We start from the raw sequence: 19,169 nt of genomic DNA on the forward strand, positions 1-19,169 counted from the left end.
TGTGCACGTCGTGCCTCGTACGAGTTACTGCCCGCCGCCCCGGAGGGGTGGTGTGCGGGTCCCCCGGGGTGGCGCTGCCCCGTCAGCCGGCTCTGAGGGCCATGGTCATCGCCTCCACCGCCAGCAGCGGCGCGACGTTGCGGTCGAGGGCCTCGCCGCAGGCGGCGATCGCCTCGATGCGGCGCAGGGTGGCCTCCGGGGTGCTGGAGCGGGCGAGGCGTTCCAGGACGTCCTCGCTGTCGGTGTTGGCGAGGGCGACGCGGGAGCCGAGCTGCAGGGCGAGCACGTCGCGGTAGAAGCTCGTCAGGTCGGTCAGGGCGAGGTCGAGGCTGTCGCGCTGCGTCCGGGTCCTGCGCCGCTTCTGCATGTCCTCCAGTTCCTTGACGACACCGGCCGTGCCGCGCGGGAGCCGGACGCCCTGGGCCGCGCCGAGGGCGGCCTTCAGCTCGTCCGTCTCCTTGGTGTCCATCTCCTCGGCGAGTTGCTTGGCGTCCTCCGCGGCGGCGTCCACGAGTTCCTGGGCGGCCTTCAGCGCGCCGCCGACGTCCTCCACGCGCAGCGGCAGTTTCAGGACGGCGGCGCGGCGGGCGCGGGCCGCGGGGTCGGTGGCCAGGCGGCGCGCCCGGTCGACGTGCCCCTGAGTGGCCCGGGCCGCCGCCGCGGCGACCTCCGGTTCGACGCCCTCGCGGCGCACGAGCATGTCGGCGACCGCGTCGACGGAGGGGGTGGTGAGGTTGAGGTGACGGCAGCGGGAGCGGATGGTGGGCAGGACGTCCTCGACGGAGGGGGCGCAGAGCAGCCAGACCGTGCGGGGCGCGGGCTCCTCGACCGCCTTCAGGACGGCGTTGGCGGACTTCTCGTTCAGCCGCTCGGCGTCCTCGACGAGGATGACCTGCCAGCGGCCGTTCGCCGGGGCGGTGAAGGACTTCCGCACGGTGTCGCGCATGTCCTTGACCAGGATCTCCGAGCCGACGGCGGCCACCGTGCTCACGTCGGCGTGGGTGCCGACCAGCGCGGTGTGGCAGCCGTCGCAGAAGCCGCAGCCGGGGGCGCCGCCGAGCGCGCGGTCGGGGCTGACGCACTGCAGGGCGGCGGCGAAGGCCCGCGCCGCCTGGTTGCGTCCGGCGCCGGGAGGGCCCGTGAACAGCCAGGCGTGGGTCATCTTCGACGCCTCGGGCGGCGGGGCGTCGGCCGCGGCGGCGGTGACGAGCGCGTCGGCGTCACGGGCCGCCGCGTCGAGCTGTGCGCCGACCCGTTCCTGCCCGACGAGGTCGTCCCACACGGTCATGGCGTCACGCCGTCCTTCCGTTCCGACGCGTCACACCGCGTCCGTCCCCTGCGCCTTCTGCGATTCCCGCGTCCACCGCTCCCCTGCATCCCCTGCCGTTTCTGCGGCTCCCGGTCTTCTCGGTCCTCCGCAGCTCCCGGTCTTCTACAGCTCCCGGTCTTCTGCGACTCCTGTGTCCCCTGCACGCCCGCAGCCCTGCGCCCACCGCAGGACCCCGGCCGCGCGCACGGTACGGCTGCTGCTCGCACCGGCCGCACGGCCCGCGGGATCCATTGTGAGGGGAGGCACCGACAGTGAGGGCACCGGCGGCACGGACACAGGCACGGGCAGCACGGGCCAGGCAGAGGACCGCCCGCGTTCGGTGGCGTCCGACACCTGTCGTGAGACGGGTCTCCGTGTCACGACAGGTGCCCGGCGGCCGACCGCCTCCACACGTCAGCGGCGTCGTCCGCGCCCTCTGCCACCCTCGCCCTCGTCACCGGGGCCGTCGTCGTGCGGGCCCAGCAGTTCGTCGGCCAGCGTGGGGAGGTCGTCCAGCGGGGTCTCCTCGGCCCAGTCGGAGCGCTTCCGGCGCCGCCGGGGTGCCTTCTCGGCCTCCACCCGCGGCAGCTCGCGCGTGCTGTCGACGGCGCCAGGGGACGCGTCGGGGCCGCCCTGGGCGCGCTCGTCGCGGAAGTGGCCCGGGGGCAGCCGGTCGTCCCAGCCCGCGCCCGCCCGGTCGTTCCGGTCGGCGTCGGCCGCCGCCGGGTCGTCGCCGCGCACCGGCGGCAGCACGGCCGTCTCGTCCGCGGCACCGGGCGGCACGGCGGGCAGGACCTCCGTCTCGTCGGAGGCGCCGAGCGGGGTCGGCGGGACCGGCGGCTTCGGCAGCTCGGCCGTCACCTCGGCCTCCCGCACCCCGGCACCGGGGCCGGAGCCCTCGTCGTCCCGCACGCGGGGCAGCACCGCCGTCTCGTCCACCGACCCGCCCGGGGTGTGCGCCGGGGCCGTCGGTGAGACCACCGGCGTCGGCACGGTCATCGCGTCCGCTCCCGCCTCGCGCGGCCACGTGCCGGGGGTCTGCGGATCCGGAGCCGCGCTGGGCGCCTGCTTCGTCGGGCCCGCCTCGGCCGCCGCGGCCGCCTGCTCGGCGAGCCGCCGGGCCTCCTCGGCGCGGCGCAGCGCCTCCTCGGCCTTGCGCTGCTTCTCCAGGCGCAGGGCCTCGGCCTCGGCGCGCAGCCGGGCCTCCTCCTCGGCCTCCTTGCGGCGGCGTTCCTCCTCGGCCTTGCGGCGGGCCTCCTCCTCGGCGCGCGCCTTCTCCTCCGCGAGCAGCCGCCGACGCTCCTCCTCGGCGCGCCGGGCGGCTTCCTCGGCCCGCCGCCGGGCCTCCTCGGCCTGCCGCTCGGCCTCGCGCCGCTGGGCCTCCTCGAGTTCGCGCCGCTTGCGCTCCTCCTCCTCGGCGCGCAGCCGGGCGAGCTGCTCCTGGCGCTCGCGCTCGAGGCGCTCCTCCTCGGCCTTGCGCGCCGCTTCCTCCTCCGCCTTGCGGCGGGCCTCCTCCTCGGCCTTGCGCCGGGCCTCCTCGCGGGCCCGGATCTCGGCCTCGGACAGCGGCAGCACCTGGTCCAGCCGGTGCCGGACGACCGTGGTGACCGCCTCCGGCTCCTGAGCGGCGTCGACCACCAGGTAGCGGCCGGGGTCGGCGGCGGCCAGGGTGAGGAACCCGGCGCGGACCCGGGCGTGGAACTCGGCGGGTTCCGACTCCAGCCGGTCCGGGGCCTCGGTGAACCGCTCGCGCGCGGTCTCCGGAGCCACGTCCAGCAGCACCGTGAGGTGGGGGACGAGCCCGTCGGTCGCCCAGCGGTTGATGCGGGCGATCTCGGTCGGGGACAGGTCCCGGCCGGCGCCCTGGTAGGCCACCGACGAGTCGATGTAGCGGTCCGAGATGACGACCGCGCCGCGCTCCAGGGCGGGCCGTACGACGGTGTCGATGTGCTCGGCGCGGTCCGCCGCGTACAGCAGCGCCTCCGCGCGGTGGGAGAGCCCGGCGCTGGAGACGTCCAGCAGGATCGACCGCAGCCGCTTGCCGACCGGCGTCGCTCCCGGTTCCCGGGTGAGGACGACCTCGTGGCCCTTGCTCCTGATCCAGTCGGCGAGGGCTTCGGCCTGCGTGGACTTCCCGGCGCCGTCGCCACCCTCCAGGGCGATGAAGAAGCCGCTCGGGGCGGGGGCCGGCGCGGGGTCGTCGCCGCCGAGGAGCGCGTCACGCAGGTCCTGTCGCAGCGGCACGCCGGAGCGGTCGTCGACCTTGGCCAGGACCAGCGCGGCCAGCGGCAGCAGCAGCGCGCCCACCAGCATGAGGGTGAACGCGGCGCCGCCGTGGGCGAAGACGAAGCGGCCGTTCTCCAGCCGGTGGGGGCCGATGAGGGCGGCCACCACCGGGGCGACGACCGCGCCGAGCGCCACGAGGACCCGGACCACCGCGTGCAGGTGCTCCGTCGTGCGGCCCCGGCGCTGCTCCTCGGTCTCCTGGTCGAGCAGGGTGTGTCCGATGTTGGCCGCGGTGCCCGCGCCGGCTCCGGCGAGGACGAGGATCAGCAGCACCGTGGTGACGTCCGGCACGAGTCCGGCGGCCAGCAGGGCCAGGCCGGTGAAGGCGAGGGCCAGGGCGAGCAGCCGCCGCCGGGACAGCGACGGCAGGAGCGAGGGCGCCGTGCGGATGCCGGCCACGACACCGCCGGTCAGCGCGGCCACCATCAGACCGAAGAGCACGGGGCCGCCGCCCAGGTCGACGGCGTGCAGCACGGCCACGGCGACGGCGGCCGACACGGCCGCGGCGACGGCCCCGGAGGCGAGCACCAGCAGGGGCATCGCGCCCGTGCGGCCCTTCTCGGAGCCGGCGGCGCTCTTCGGGCGGCGGAGGCCCTCGAGCGGCGACCGCGGGCGCGGGGTGCGGCTCGCGGGCAGTTCGAGGAAGGTCAGGACGGACAGCGACGCGGCGAACAGGCCGGCCGCGACGTACGAGGCGAGGGCCGCCTGGTGGGTGTCGAACCAGGCGATCCCGGTGCCCAGCAGGTTGTTGAACAGGCCGGCGACGACGAGCGCGACGGCCGCCAGCGGGACGGCGAGGAAGCCCGTGCGCAGCGACAGCCGGCGCAGGGCGTCCAGGTGGTCGGGGAGCGGTCGTATCGACGCGCCCTCGGGGGGCGGGGCGGGCAGCAGGGAGGGCGCGGCGCTCTCCCGGCACACGGTCCAGAACCGCTCGGCGACTCCGGTCACGAAGACGGTGACGAGGAGGGCGGCCAGGGCCTCGTCGGGCGTCCAGTCGATCCACAGGGGGGCCACGATGAGCGCCAGGGCCCGCAGTCCGTCCGCGCCGACCATCGTCCACCGGCGGTCCAGCGGGCCGTCCGGTGCGGTGAGCGACGTCAGCGGGCCCAGCAGCACGGCCCCGAACAGCAGCGTCGCGAGGATCCGCACGCCGAAAACGGTCGCCACTGCGAACGCCACGCCGCGGTAGCCGCCCCCGAAGGAGCCCTCGGCCACGGCGGCTTGGACGGCGAGGAGCACCAGCACCAGGAGGGCGAGGGTGTCGCCGACACCGCCCACGAGTTGCGCGCTCCAGAGGCGCTTCAACTGCGGTCGGCGCAGCAGGGCACGGACGGCGCGCTCGCGGGAGTCCGCGACCAGGGCGTCGTCGGGGGCCGGTTGAGGGGCCGTGGGCTGCTCGGCTCGCGTCATGCGTTCAGCCTATCGGCCCGCGCCGACAGCCCGGAGGGCCCTCGTGACATGCGCACGCCGCGACGTACCGGTGATGCCCGGGCGTTCGCATTCCGAACGCCGCGGAGCGGCTTCCGTGGGACGGACCCCGTCCCGCAGGGTCGCAGGACCCGGCGGCGCCCGGACGGCCTCGGCCGTGGGACGGAATCCCCGCCCCGCACGGCCGGGGAGCTCGGGCGACGCCCGCGCCCGGGGGACCGGGAGGCGCGCCGGGGGCCACGAGGGGCGCCGGGGGGAACCAGGAGCGGCGCGGGCCGGTGCGGCTCCGACGGGTACGGCTCCGACGTCCCGCGCGCCCGGATCAGTCCTCCGTCGTCGCCTTCTTCGCCGCCGCCGTCCCGGCGGTCGTCTTCTTCGCCGCCGTCTTCTTGGCGGTGGCGGTGGTTTTCTTCGCCGCCGTCTTCTTGGCGGCCGTGGCCTTCTTCGCCGGCGCCTTCTTGGCCGCCGCCTTCTTGGTGGTCTTCTTCGCCGCCTTCTTGGCGGGGCCCTTGGCCCGCTTCTCGGCGAGCAGTTCGAAGCCGCGCTCGGGGGTGATCTCCTCGACGCTGTCGCCGGAGCGCAGGGTCGCGTTGGTCTCCCCGTCGGTGACGTACGGGCCGAAGCGGCCGTCCTTGACCACGACCGGCTTCTCGCTGACGGGGTCGGTGCCGAGCTCCTTCAGCGGCGGCTTGGCAGCCGCCCGGCCACGCTGCTTGGGCTGGGCGTAGATCGCCAGCGCCTCCTCCAGCGTGATCGTGAAGATCTGCTCCTCGCTCTGCAGCGAACGGGAGTCCGTGCCCTTCTTCAGATAGGGCCCGTAGCGGCCGTTCTGCGCGGTGATCTCCTGGCCCTCGGGGTCCGTGCCGACCACGCGGGGCAGCGACATCAGCTTGAGGGCGTCGTCGAGGGTCACCGTGTCCAGGGACATCGACTTGAACAGCGACGCCGTCCGCGGCTTCACCGCGTTCTTGCCGGTCTTCGGCGTGCCCTCGGGGAGGACCTCCGTGACGTACGGGCCGTAGCGTCCGTCCTTGGCGACGATGGTGTGGCCGGTCGCCGGGTCGGTGCCCAGCTCGAAGTCGCCGCTCGGCTTGGCGAGGAGTTCCTCGGCCAGCTCGACGGTCAGCTCGTCCGGCGCCAGGTCCTCGGGGATGTCGGCGCGCTGGTGCTGCTCGCTGTCCTTCTCCCCGCGCTCGATGTACGGGCCGTAGCGTCCGACCCGCAGCACGATGCCGTTGCCCACCGGGAACGACGACACCTCGCGTGCGTCGATCGCGCCCAGGTCGGTCACCAGTTCCTTGAGACCGCCGAGGTGGTCGCCGTCACCGTTCCCGGCGTCGGCCGCGCCGCCCCCGCCGGTGCCCTCGCCGAAGTAGAAACGCCTCAGCCACGGCACCGCCTGGGCCTCACCGCGTGCGATGCGGTCGAGGTCGTCCTCCATCCGGGCGGTGAAGTCGTAGTCGACGAGCCGGCCGAAGTGCTTCTCCAGCAGGTTGACCACGGCGAAGGAGAGGAAGGACGGCACGAGTGCCGTGCCCTTCTTGAACACGTAACCGCGGTCGAGGATCGTGCCGATGATCGACGCGTACGTCGACGGGCGGCCGATCTCCCGCTCCTCCAGCTCCTTGACCAGCGACGCCTCGGTGTAGCGGGCCGGGGGCTTGGTGGCGTGACCGTCCACCGTGATCTGCTCGGCGGTCAGGGCGTCGCCCTCGCGCACCTCGGGCAGGCGGCGCTCGCGGTCGTCGAGCTCGGCGTTCGGGTCGTCCGCGCCCTCGACGTACGCCTTCAGGAAGCCGTGGAACGTGATCGTCTTGCCGGACGCGCTGAACTCGGCGTCGCGGCCGTCGGCCGCCGTGCCGCCGATCTTCACGGTGACGGAGTTGCCCGTCGCGTCCTTCATCTGCGAGGCGACGGTCCGCTTCCAGATCAGCTCGTACAGCCGGAACTGGTCGCCGGTCAGCCCGGTCTCGGCCGGCGTACGGAAACGGTCGCCCGACGGGCGGATCGCCTCGTGCGCCTCCTGCGCGTTCTTGACCTTGCCCGCGTAGGTGCGGGGCTGCGGCGGCAGGTAGTCGGCCCCGTACAGCTGCGTGACCTGGGCGCGGGCGGCGGCGACCGCCGTCTCGCTCAGCGTCGTCGAGTCCGTACGCATGTAGGTGATGTAGCCGTTCTCGTACAGCTTCTGCGCGATCTGCATGGTGGCCTTCGCGCCGAAGCCCAGCTTGCGGCTCGCCTCCTGCTGCAGCGTCGTCGTACGGAACGGCGCGTACGGCGAGCGGCGGTACGGCTTGGACTCGACGGAGCGCACGGCGAACCGCGTGTTCTCCAGGGCGGCGGCCAGCGCGCGGGCGTTCGCCTCGTCGAGGTGGAGCGTGTTGGCGTTCTTCAGCTGTCCCAGCGAGTCGAAGTCGCGCCCCTGTGCGACGCGTCGTCCGTCGACGCTCTGCAGGCGGGCGACCAGCGACGACGGGTCGGAGACGGCACCCGCGTCCCCGGCTGGGCCCGCCCCCGCCGGGGAGAAGGTACCGGTCAGGTCCCAGTACTCGGCCGAGCGGAACGCGATGCGCTCGCGCTCCCGCTCCACCACGAGCCGGGTGGCGACGGACTGCACGCGGCCGGCCGACAGCCGGGGCATGACCTTCTTCCACAGGACCGGCGAGACCTCGTAGCCGTAGAGACGGTCGAGGATGCGCCGGGTCTCCTGGGCGTCGACCAGGCGCTGGTTCAGCTGGCGCGGATTGGCCACGGCGGCCCGGATCGCGTCCTTGGTGATCTCGTGGAACACCATGCGCTTGACCGGGATCTTCGGCTTCAGCACTTCCTGCAGGTGCCAGGCGATGGCCTCGCCCTCGCGGTCCTCATCGGTGGCGAGGAAGAGTTCGTCCGACTCCTTCAGCAGGTCCTTGAGCTTCTTGACCTGGGCCCGCTTGTCCGCGTTGACCACATAGATCGGCTGAAAGTCGTGGTCGACGTCCACACCGAGCCGGCGGACTTCACCGGTGTACTTCTCGGGCACCTCGGCAGCGCCGTTGGGAAGGTCACGGATGTGCCCGACGCTCGCCTCGACGGTGTAGCCAGGGCCGAGATAGCTCTTGATCGTCTTCGCCTTGGCAGGCGACTCGACGATGACGAGTCGGCGGCCGCCGTTCGCGGTCTCGCTGGTCGGGGACAACTTCGCTCTTCTCTCCGGTCGACGCTCAGCCTTCCCCAGGCGGTCTCCCGGGGGATCTGGTCATGGTGACGCTGCGGAGTGTGACGGTACATCCCGCCCCCGTGTCAAACGGGAAAAGCCCGCAACGGCCACTCGAACGGTAACCCGACTACCACCGTTCCTGCCGCCCGGACCGTTCAGAGCTCGCCGATCCCCATGCGGAGCGCCACCTACCGGTTACGCGCGGCCACGGTCGGTTCCGGCCCTCAGAGCCGCGTCAGGCACCACGCGCCGAGGGCCAGACAGACCACGCCGACGGTGGTGGCGACGGCGACCGAAGCCAGTGGACCGGCCCCGTGGGCCACCGGCCGGTGCTGCCGGGCGCGGGTCGCCGTCCACACCAGCAGTGCGGCTCCGAACAGGCAGAACACCAATCCCGCGAAGATCGCCGGTCCGCTCTCCATGTTTCCCCGAGTCCCTCGTCCGCGTCCGCCGAAGCCGGCCTCGGAGGGAGGCTGACACGCACGGACGGCGGACAGGCGAACCCGAGGTGAACGCGCGGCCGAGGCCAGGGAACGCCGACGGGCCCCGGCCGATTCTCGCCGGGCCGACGCGTGTGACATTCGCCGGAGGGGACGCGGAACCGCGGGTGACGGAGGCAACTCCGATCCGAGGACTTGGGACGGCGCGGGAGGGGCCGGCTCGGCACGGCGCGGGGACGGCGCGGGACGGGACGGCGCGAGAGGGCGCGCCGCCGTCTCCCGGCCGTCCCTCCGGGGGAGCCAAGGGCTGTCCGGGAGCCGTCTCTCCGGGGAGCTTCCCTCGGACCGGCGGGATGTCGGGGGAGCCGCGCCTCGGACCCCGCCCCGGCGTCTCGGTGAGCCGAGTTTCGGAACAGTCCGCCCCTCCGGGCGAGGGGCAGGGCCCGCCCGGGCGCGGGAGGGGCAGGTCCCTGCCCGGGCGCGGGAGCGCACCCGGGCGGGCCCCGGACGGCGCTCGGTCCGGCAGTGGCTCGGGGAGGCTGAGCGGAGGCCGGGCCGGCCCGGGTCGGGTCAAGTCGGGAGCCTGCGGCCCCGGGGGGAACGGCCGACGGCCTGCCCGGGCATCCGCCCGGGGCAGCGACCGGGCGGATCCGTCCACCCCTGGCGACCGGTGGGAGCCGCCCTGGACGACCGGTGGAAGCCGTCCGCCCATGACGACGGCCGGTCGGGGCCCGCCGTCCCGGCACACCGGCCGGCGGCGCCGCCGGACCCTCCGACTAACCCACCGGCTCCAGGAACCCCTGCTCCACCAGCAGCCGGATCTGGGCGGGCGTGCGGTCCCGGAGCACGACCGGGTCCTCGCCCAGCAGCTGGGCGATGGCGTCCAGGATGCGGCCCGCGCTCATCGTGCCGTCGCACACCCCCGCGAAGCCGGCGCCGATCGTGTCCACCCGGGTGGCCCGGCGCATGCCGCGGTTCTGGCGCAGCACGACGTGTTCGGGGTCCTCGGCGCCGGGCAGGCCCACCTGCTCCTGCACCACCTCGGCGGCCAGCCGGAAGTGGGCCTCCAGCAGCGCCGCGTCGTCGTGCGCCCGCAGGTAGTCGAGCCGGTCGAAATGGCCCAGGACCGTGTCACCGAGCGGCTGCTCGACCGGGTGCGGCCACTCCTCCACCGTGATCGAGGGCACCGCCGACGCCGACGCCGACTTGCGCAGGGTGATCCAGCCGAAGCCGACGGCCTTCACCTTGCGCGCCTCGAACTCGTCCAGCCACGCGTCGTACCGCGCCCGGTACTCCGCGCCGTCGCCCCGGTGGTCGCCGGCGTCGCGCAGCCACAGCTCGGCGTACTGGGTGGTGTCCTGCACCTCGCGCTGCACGATCCATGCGTCGCACCCGCGGGGCACCCATGACCTGAGTCTGTCCTGCCAGTCCTCCCCCTCGACGTGCTGCCAGTTGGCGAGGAACTGCGCGAATCCTCCCTCGTTGAGCCGTTCCCCCGCCTGCTGAACGAGCGTGCGGCACAGATCGTCCCCGCCCATCCCGCCGTCCCGGTACGTCAGCCGGGCGCCGGGCGAGATGACGAACGGCGGGTTGGAGACGATCAGGTCGTACCTCTCGTCGTCACGGACCGGCGTGAAGAGCGACCCCTCCCGCAGATCGGCCGCCGGCACGCCGGAAAGGGCCAGGGTGAGGGCGGTGATGTGCAGCGCGCGCGGGTTGACGTCGGTGGCCGTCACCCGGGTGGCGTGCCGGGCGGTGTGCAGCGCCTGGATGCCGGATCCGGTGCCGATGTCGAGCGCGGAACCGACCGGCGTACGGACGGTGATGCCGGCCAGGGTCGTCGACGCGCCGCCGACGCCGAGGACGACGCCCTCGTCCCTGCTGCCGATGCCCCCGGCGCCGCCGACCGCGCAGCCGAGGTCGGACACGATGAACCAGTCCTCACCGTCCGGCCCGCCGTACGGCCGGATGTCGACGGTCGCGGCCAGCTCGCCCGCGGCGGCCGGTGCCTCCGCGTCCGTCCGCCGCAGCCAGCCGTTCTCCAGGCACAGGTCGACGGGCAGGACGGAGGCGACACGCGTGTGCGGGACGGGCTGTTGCAGCAGGAACAACCGGACGAGCGTCTCCAGTGGGGTGTCCCCGCGGGTCGCCCGGAGAGCCGGCACGGTCTCGCTGCGGGCCAGGGCGGCGTAGGCGGGGGCGCCGAGCAGGTCGAGCAGGCCGTCCGCGGTGAAGGAGGCACCGAGGAGGGCGTCGCGCAGCCGTGCGGCGGCGTCGGGTCGGTCGGATGGGGGCAGGGGCGGCAGGCCGGCGTTACTCACGCACCCCATTGTGGCCGCCGCCCCGGCCCTGTCACCGCCGCCCGGCGCCCGTACGCCCCCGCGCGGCGGAGGAGCGGCGCCGTCGACGCGGTTCCGTGCCGAGGTTCCGGGCCGCGGTTCTGCGTCGCGGTTCTGCGTCGCGGTTCTGCGTCGCGAAGGGCGGGGTGCCTCGCGGGAGACGTGTTCCCGGGAGCCGCATCCCGGGTGCCGTCCGCCGCCTGCCCGGGAGGGTCCGGCCGGGCCGGAACTCCCGCGCCCTGAACGGCGATGCCCCTTCCGTCACCGGCGGAACGCGTCCTGCCGTCGCACAGCCCGTCGCCGTCCCCACAGTCGCCCCCTCCCGGGCCGTCCGACAGGGACCGCCCACCGCCCCGACGCGCCGTGGGGTAGCCGAGGCAGCCGAGGCAGCCAATGCATCCGAGGCGATCGTCGGCTCGCCCTCCGACAGAGGGGCCGACGCCGACCGGCCGGCTGACACCCGGAGAGGGGGCGCGGCTCGGTCGTCACGGTCGTCGCCTCACCCGTCACCGGGGAGGCATGCCGCCGGTTCCGGGCCGCCGGGAGAGCGACACGGTCACGGTCCGGTCAGACGGTCGCCCGTCCGCCGCCGGGCCCCGGCCGAGCCGTCCGCCGGTCAGCTCTTCGCTGCCGGGGCGGTGGCCGTCTTGCAGCTGGGCTGGCGGGACATGGCCTCGCCGACCTCGCCCTCCTCCAGCGTCCGCAGCGCGTCGTTGCCGCTCTTGCTGAGCTTGTCCAGCTCGGTGGCGATGTCCTTCAGACCGTCGGCGAACTTGGCCTGGTCGTCGGTGTCGAGCCCGTCCACCTGCTTCTTCAGGTCGGCGTAGGAGGTCGAGATGCCGTTCAGCTCCTTGACCGCGTCCTGCTGCTTCTTCTCGCCGTTCTCCACGTCCGGAGCACCGGCCTTGTTCACGGCGGAACCGATGGCCTTGTAGGCGTCGGACATGTCCTGGAACGCCTTGGAGTCGGTCTTCTGGACCTCCTCGGGCGTGCTGTTGTCCGAGGTCTCCTTCTGGATCGCGGCGTTGGCGGACTCGATCTTCTTGGCCTGCGGCTGCACGGCGTCGCAGACCTCCTTCGCCCAGGCGTCCAGCTTCTCGTTGCCGTCGTCGCCGCCGCACCCTGTCAGCGCCAGTACCAGTACCGCACCGCCGGACAGTGCGGCCGCGAGCTTCTTGTTCACCGGATTGGTCCCTTCCATGGCTCTCGGCCCCGGAACATACACGCCATATGGACGACACCCACCCGCAGGGCGACCGGTACGACACTTTTGAAGCCGTTTGCACCAAGCGAGAGAAGGCTCACGACCCCGGCGCCCTCCGCACGGCGCGGGCGGGCGACGCGCCAACGCGCGCCGCCCGCCCGCATCTTGGGACCAGGACCGGCTGCGGCCCTACGAAACCACCGCCGGGTCGGCCGACTTGGGTTCCGGTTCGGAGTCGTCCCCGTCCCCCATGGCGATCCCCCGCCGCTTCGACACGTAGACCGCGCCGACGATGACGGCCGCCGCGAGGACCGCGATCAACACCCGCACGCCGACGCTGCGGTCGGCTCCGTAGGAGAACTTGATGACCGCGGGCGCGATGAGCAGCGCGACGAGGTTCATCACCTTCAGCAGGGGGTTGATCGCGGGGCCGGCGGTGTCCTTGAAGGGGTCGCCGACGGTGTCGCCGATGACCGTGGCCTCGTGCGCCTCGCTCCCCTTCCCGCCGTGGTGGCCGTCCTCGACGAGTTTCTTCGCGTTGTCCCACGCGCCACCGGAGTTGGCGAGGAAGACGGCCATCAGCGTGCCGGTGCCGATGGCGCCCGCGAGGAAGGCGCCGAGGGCCCCGACGCCGAGGGTGAAGCCGACGAGGATCGGCGCCATCACCGCCAGCAGGCCGGGGGTGGCGAGCTCCCGCAGGGCGTCCTTGGTGCAGATGTCGACGACCTTGCCGTATTCCGGTTTCTCGGTGTAGTCCATGATCCCGGGCTTCTCGCGGAACTGCCGCCGCACCTCGAAGACCACCGCGCCCGCCGACCGCGAGACCGCGTTGATCGCCAGTCCGGAGAAGAGGAAGACGACCGCCGCGCCCACGATCAGGCCGACGAGGTTGTTCGGCTGCGAGATGTCCATCATCAGACTCATCGGCGCGCCCTCGCCGCTCAGTCTCTCGCCCACGTCCCGGGCGCCGGTGGTGATGGCGTCACGGTACGAGCCGAACAGTGCCGCCGCCGCGAGTACCGCCGTGGCGATGGCGATGCCCTTGGTGATGGCCTTGGTGGTGTTGCCGACCGCGTCCAGGTCGGTGAGGACCTGGGCGCCCGCGCCCTGGACGTCGCCCGACATCTCGGCGATGCCCTGGGCGTTGTCCGAGACCGGGCCGAAGGTGTCCATTGCGACGATCACACCGACCGTGGTGAGCAGTCCGGTGCCGGCGAGCGCCACCGCGAACAGCGCCAGCATGATCGACGTACCGCCCAGCAGGAACGCCCCGTACACCCCGAGGCCGATCAGCAGTGCGGTGTAGACGGCGGACTCCAGGCCGAGGGAGATGCCGGCGAGCACCACGGTGGCCGGGCCGGTGAGCGAGGTCTTGCCGATGTCCCGCACGGGTCGCCGGGTGGTCTCCGTGAAGTACCCGGTGAGCTGCTGGATCAGGGCGGCGAGCACGATGCCGATCGCCACGGCGACCAGGGCGAGCACCCGGGGGTCGCCGTCCTTGCCCTGGATCGCGGCGTCGGTGACGCCGTCGAGGTCGGCGTAGGAGGACGGGAGGTAGGTGTACACCGCGATCGCGACGAGCACGAGGGAGATCACCGCGGAGATGAAGAAGCCGCGGTTGATCGCGCTCATGCCGCTGCGGTCCGACCTCCGGGGAGCCACCGCGAAGACACCGATCATCGCGGTGAGCACGCCGATCGCCGGGACCATGAGCGGGAAGGCGAGCCCGGCGTCACCGAACGCGGCCGAGCCGAGGATCAGCGCGGCGACCAGGGTGACGGCGTAGGACTCGAAGAGGTCGGCCGCCATGCCCGCGCAGTCGCCGACGTTGTCGCCCACGTTGTCGGCGATGGTCGCGGCATTGCGCGGATCGTCCTCCGGAATGCCCTGCTCGACCTTGCCGACCAGGTCGGCGCCGACGTCGGCGGCCTTGGTGAAGATGCCACCGCCGACCCTCATGAACATGGCGATGAGGGCGGCGCCGAGGCCGAACCCCTCCAGCACCTTCGGCGCGTCGGCCGCGTACACCAGCACCACGCAGGACGCGCCCAGCAGGCCGAGTCCGACGGTGAACATGCCGACGACGCCACCCGTGCGAAATGCGATCTTCATCGCTTTGTGGGAGACGGCGGTGAGATCCTTTTCCGGCTCGCCCTCCGCCGGTGTCGCCTCCCGGGCCGCCGCGGCGACCCGCACATTACTGCGCACGGCGAGCCACATGCCGATGTATCCGGTGGCCGCCGAGAACGCCGCTCCGATCAAGAAGAACACCGACCGTCCGGCACGCTGATTCCAGTCGTCCGCGGGCAGCAGCATGAGCAGGAAGAACACGACCACGGCGAATACGCCGAGCGTGCGCAACTGGCGTCCCAGATAGGCGTTGGCGCCCTCCTGGACCGCTGCCGCGATCTTCTTCATGCTGTCGGTGCCCTCGCCGGCCGCGAGCACCTGGCGCACCAGGACTCCCGCGACCACGAGCGCCGCCAGGGCCACGAGTCCGATGACGACCACGAGCACGCGGTTGTCGTCGGTCAGCACGGCGGCCGCGAGAGATGTGGGCCGGCCCGACTGATATGAGATGGAAAGCCCCGCCATTCGTCCTCCTTGACGCTTGGGCTGAGCTCAAGATGTGGACGGGATTCTAGGTACCGGAACCTGATCAAAACAGAGTGCGTTAAATGTAAATGCCGGTGCGCACTCTTCACCTGAAGATCGAGAAACGGCCTGGGGCCTGAAATCGGTAATGCCCTTGAGGCATTCGGTCGATCGTTTGTGCATTTCAGCCTGTGCGGCAGTCGGTCGTGAAGGAATTCACGCGATCAACGGCACAGGGGTCACAGTAGGCGCGGGCAGCGGTACCCGCACACGCTGAAGGGCCCCACGAGGGGCCCTTCAGGAGAGACGATCACCCGTACGAGTGAAGCGGCGAGGCCCTGGAGACAGCGGCCCGGCGGGGAGTGGCCCGTCGGGGTGCGGCTCGGTGGGCGCAGCCCGGTGTGTCCCGCGTGGTGTGCGACGGTCCGGTGGTCAGCCGAGGTGGGTGGCCGGCGGCGCGGTGGGCCACCTCATGCGGATCGACCCGCCGTGCTCCCCGGCGCTGACCTCGACGTCGTCGACGAGACCGCTGATGACCGCGAGGCCCATCTCGTCCTCCCCGGTCTCCACGCCCCCGTCACCGCCGTCGGCGACTTCCTCGCCGGGAGCGGCATGGGGGATCTCGTCGCCGACCTCGATGGAGAACTGCTTCTCCTCCTCGATCAGCAGGACCTTCACGGGGGCGGAGATGCCCCCGTTCCGGTGCAGTCCCACAGCCCGTGAGCACGCCTCGCCGACGGCCAGGCGCACCTCGTCGAGGACGGCCTCGTCGACCCCGGCCCTGCGCGCCACCGCCGCCGCCACCAGACGGGCGGTCCTGACGTGCTCGGGCAGCGCGCTGAAGCGGAGCTCAACGGTGGCCATGCATCCCCCTCGCAACTTCGGGCGTGCTGTGGAGAGGCCGGACCGCCGAAGAGCCCGGTCCCCTCGAACTTCACTCCTGCCGCCCGGGCACGGGGCCCGGGCGGACGGTCAGTCGGTCGCCGCCACCGCTTCCTCGACCGAGGTGTGGATGGGGAACACCTTGGTGAGACCGGTGATGCGGAAGATCTTGAGAATGCGCTCCTGGTTGCAGACCAGGCGCAGCGAGCCCTCATGGGCACGCACACGCTTCAGGCCGCCGACCAGCACGCCGAGCCCGGTGGAGTCGAGGAAGTCCACACCCTCCATGTCGACGACAAGGTGGAAACTGCCGTCGTTCACCAGCTCGACCAGCTGCTCGCGCAGCTTTGGCGCGGTATATACGTCGATTTCGCCACCGACCCTGACGATCGTGCGATCGCCCATGGTCTCGGTCGACAGGGACAGGTCCACGGATCCTCCAGCACCTAGCTATCGAGCGGTCGCCCTTGGGGCATCTCGGCTCAGCCCCCGGGACGGTTCGCCAGCCGCGATGGCATTCAATCACTTACCGGCAGGCGTGCACGACGCCTTGGCCCCATTGTCCGTCACGCCAGTGACACACTCGGTGCCGATGGCCAAGAATCACCGATCCGATCGACCCCCTGTGGACACCGCGTCCCGGCCCGCGCCGGACGCGGTCCTCGGCCGGCTCGCGTCCGGTCCGAGCCGGGCTTCGCGCATTACTCATACGGAGCACTTGCCCCCGCGTGAGGGCCGCCATGCCGTCTGGCCGGACCGGATCCGCGCGGAGGTCGTCGCCGCCGTGCAGGCCGCGGGCATCGAGCATCCCTGGGCCCACCAGGCACGGGCCGCCGAGCACGCCCTGGACGGCGAGTCGGTCGTGGTCGCCACCGGCACGGCTTCCGGGAAGTCGCTCGCCTACCTCACCCCGGTCCTGTCGACCCTGCTGGACGGTGCCGAGGCACCGAACGGCCGCGGCGCCACCGCCCTGTACCTCGCCCCCACCAAGGCGCTCGCCGCCGACCAGTGCCGGGCTGTGAAGGAACTTTCACGTCCGCTGGGCCATTCGGTGCGCGCCGCGGTGTACGACGGCGACACGCCGTTCGAGGAACGCGAGTGGATCCGCCAGTACGCGAACTACGTCCTGACCAACCCGGACATGCTGCACCGCGGCATCCTCCCGTCCCACTCCCGCTGGTCCTCCTTCCTGAAGGCCCTGAAGTACGTCGTCATCGACGAGTGCCACACCTACCGGGGCGTCTTCGGCTCCCACGTGGCCCAGGTGCTGCGCCGGCTGCGCCGCCTGTGCGCCCGCTACGGCGCCGCACCGGTGTTCCTGCTCGCCTCCGCGACCGCCGCCGAGCCCGCGGTCGCGGCCCGCCGCCTCACCGGCCTGCCGGTGATCGAGGTGGCCGACGACGCCTCACCGCGCGGTGAACTGGTGTTCGCGCTCTGGGAGCCTCCGCTGACCGAGCTGCACGGCGAGAAGGGTGCCCCCGTCCGCCGCACGGCCACCGCGGAGGCCGCCGACCTGCTGACCGACCTCACGGTGCAGGGCGTCCGTTCGGTCACCTTCGTGCGGAGCCGGCGGGGCGCGGAACTGATCTCCGTGATCGCGCAGGAACGCCTCGCCGAGGTCGACCGCTCCCTGACCGGGCGGGTCGCCGCCTACCGGGGCGGCTACCTCCCGGAGGAACGCCGCGCCCTGGAGCGTGCCCTGCACTCGGGCGAACTCCTCGGCCTCGCCGCCACCAACGCCCTGGAACTGGGCGTCGACATCTCCGGCCTGGACGCCGTCGTCATCGCCGGATACCCCGGCACCCGGGCGTCCCTGTGGCAGCAGGCGGGACGCGCGGGACGGTCCGGGCAGGGTGCCCTCGCCGTGCTGGTCGCCCGCGACGACCCGCTGGACACCTTCCTGGTGCACCATCCCGAGGCGCTGTTCGACCAACCGGTGGAGTCCACCGTCCTCGACCCCGACAACCCTTACGTGCTCGCCCCGCACCTGTGCGCCGCGGCCGAGGAACAGCCCCTGACGGACGACGACATCGCCCTGTTCGGCCCGGCCACCACGGACCTACTGCCGCAACTGGAGGCCGCCAAGCTGCTCCGTCGCCGGACCCGGGCCTGGCACTGGACCCGCCGGGAGCGGGCCGCCGACCTGACCGACATCCGCGGGGCGGGCGGGCGGCCGGTCCAGGTCGTCGAGGCCGGTACCGGGCGCCTGCTCGGCACCGTCGACGCGGGCGCCGCGCACACCACGGTGCACGAGGGCGCGGTCCACCTGCACCAGGGCCGGACCTACCTGGTCCGCTCCCTGGACCTGGAGGACTCCGTCGCCCTGGTGGAACAGGCGAGTCCGCCGTACACGACGGTCGCCCGGGACACGACGTCGATCTCCGTCCTGGAGACCGACACCGAGGTCCCCTGGGGCGAGGGACGCCTCTGCTTCGGCTCGGTCGAGGTCACCAACCAGGTGGTCTCCTTCCTTCGCCGGCGGGTCATGACCGGGGAGGTCCTGGGCGAGACGAAGCTGGACCTGCCTCCCCGGACGCTGCGCACCCGGGCCGTGTGGTGGACCGTCACCGAGGACCAACTGGACCGGGCGCGGATCAACCCCGAGATCCTCGGCGGAGCCCTGCACGCCGCCGAGCACGCCTCGATCGGCATGCTGCCCCTCTTCGCCACCTGCGACCGCTGGGACATCGGCGGCGTCTCGGTGCCTCTCCACCCCGACACCCTGTTGCCGACCGTCTTCGTGTACGACGGCCACCCGGGCGGTGCCGGCTTCGCCGAGCGGGCCTTCCACACCGCCCGTTCCTGGCTCACGGCCACCCGCCAGGCCATCGCCTCCTGCGAGTGCGACGCCGGGTGCCCGTCCTGCATCCAGTCCCCCAAGTGCGGCAACGGCAACGAGCCTCTCCACAAGCGCGGTGCGGTGCGCCTCCTCACCGTCCTGCTGGCGGAGGCGACGGAAGCGACGGATTCCGGGACGGCGATTCCGGAGACGTCGGATCCGGGGACGGCGGATACGAGGACGATGAATCCGAGGACGGTGAATCCGGGCGGGACTGCGGAGACGGCTACGGCGGTGGGGACCGGGGAGACGGCTACGGCGGTGAGGGTGGGAGAGGCAACCGGGACGGCGGGAACGGTGGGGCCGGCAGGGTTGGCGGAGCCGGCGCCGGAGCAAGCCCGGGAGCCGGCCGCCCCGGGGGACGCTGCCCCCGAGAAGGCTGCTCCGGTCGGCGCTGCTCCGGACGACGTTGTTCCGGACGACGTTGTTCCGGACGACGCGGCCGACGTTCCCGGGGAGGCTGCTCCCACGGAGGCGTGGGCACAGGCGGCCGAGGCGGGGGCCAAGGTGCCGAAGGAGACGGCGCGGGAGGAGACGGCAACGAAGGAGACGGCGTCGGAGAGCGAGCAGCGTGGGTGGGTGTCCGACGAGGAGCGGCCCGACCGCATGCCTGACGAGGAGGACCGCGAGTAGGCCGAGCCCGTGCCCGTG

General features: G+C 72.9%; 9 protein-coding genes and 1 pseudogene. 1 reads left to right on the forward strand and 9 read right to left on the reverse strand.

Annotation, left to right across the window (positions count from 1 at the left end; translation table 11 throughout):
* Window positions 1-82: 82 nt before the first annotated feature.
* The 9 genes from AC02VZ_RS19155 to bldG all read right to left on the reverse strand — a co-directional run bounded on the left by AC02VZ_RS19155 (window position 83) and on the right by bldG (window position 16,111).
* Window positions 83-1,288 carry a DNA polymerase III subunit delta' gene (locus tag AC02VZ_RS19155; protein ID WP_476475956.1) on the reverse strand — a complete coding sequence of 402 codons (1,206 nt, stop codon included), beginning with the start codon at window positions 1,286-1,288 and terminating at the stop codon, window positions 83-85.
* Between the two features lie 435 nt (window positions 1,289-1,723).
* The gene (tmk, locus tag AC02VZ_RS19160; RefSeq protein WP_476475957.1) at window positions 1,724-5,005 is read right to left on the reverse strand and encodes a dTMP kinase; all 3,282 of its coding nucleotides are present in this window, start codon (window positions 5,003-5,005) and stop codon (window positions 1,724-1,726) included.
* Window positions 5,006-5,345: 340 nt separating this feature from the next.
* Window positions 5,346-8,198, reverse strand: a complete 2,853-nt coding sequence (gene topA / locus AC02VZ_RS19165) for a type I DNA topoisomerase (RefSeq protein WP_432054529.1) — start codon at window positions 8,196-8,198, stop codon at window positions 5,346-5,348.
* A gap of 245 nt (window positions 8,199-8,443) precedes the next feature.
* Window positions 8,444-8,641, reverse strand: coding sequence for a hypothetical protein (locus AC02VZ_RS19170; protein WP_476475958.1), 198 nt, complete (start codon window positions 8,639-8,641; stop codon window positions 8,444-8,446).
* A 794-nt stretch (window positions 8,642-9,435) separates the two neighbouring features.
* Window positions 9,436-10,989 (reverse strand): DUF7059 domain-containing protein, encoded by a 1,554-nt coding sequence (locus tag AC02VZ_RS19175; protein ID WP_432054531.1) that lies wholly within the window; start codon window positions 10,987-10,989, stop codon window positions 9,436-9,438.
* Window positions 10,990-11,614: 625 nt separating this feature from the next.
* Complete coding sequence (locus tag AC02VZ_RS19180; protein ID WP_362098470.1) at window positions 11,615-12,199, reverse strand: small secreted protein; 585 nt, start codon at window positions 12,197-12,199, stop codon at window positions 11,615-11,617.
* A gap of 192 nt (window positions 12,200-12,391) precedes the next feature.
* Entirely contained in the window at window positions 12,392-14,797 is a 2,406-nt protein-coding gene (locus tag AC02VZ_RS19185) for a sodium-translocating pyrophosphatase (RefSeq protein ID WP_476475959.1), read from the reverse strand.
* Between the two features lie 432 nt (window positions 14,798-15,229).
* Complete coding sequence (locus AC02VZ_RS19190) at window positions 15,230-15,661, reverse strand: ATP-binding protein (RefSeq protein ID WP_432054534.1); 432 nt, start codon at window positions 15,659-15,661, stop codon at window positions 15,230-15,232.
* A gap of 108 nt (window positions 15,662-15,769) precedes the next feature.
* Window positions 15,770-16,111: an anti-sigma factor antagonist BldG gene (gene bldG / locus AC02VZ_RS19195; protein ID WP_003991900.1), complete on the reverse strand. Its 342-nt coding sequence runs from the start codon at window positions 16,109-16,111 to the stop codon at window positions 15,770-15,772.
* Window positions 16,112-16,190: 79 nt separating this feature from the next.
* Here bldG and AC02VZ_RS19200 point away from each other — a divergent pair.
* Window positions 16,191-18,638: pseudogene (locus AC02VZ_RS19200) on the forward strand (DEAD/DEAH box helicase); the annotation flags it as partial.
* Window positions 18,639-19,169: the final 531 nt, after the last annotated feature.

Source organism: Streptomyces sp. 3-6 (assembly GCF_056323165.1).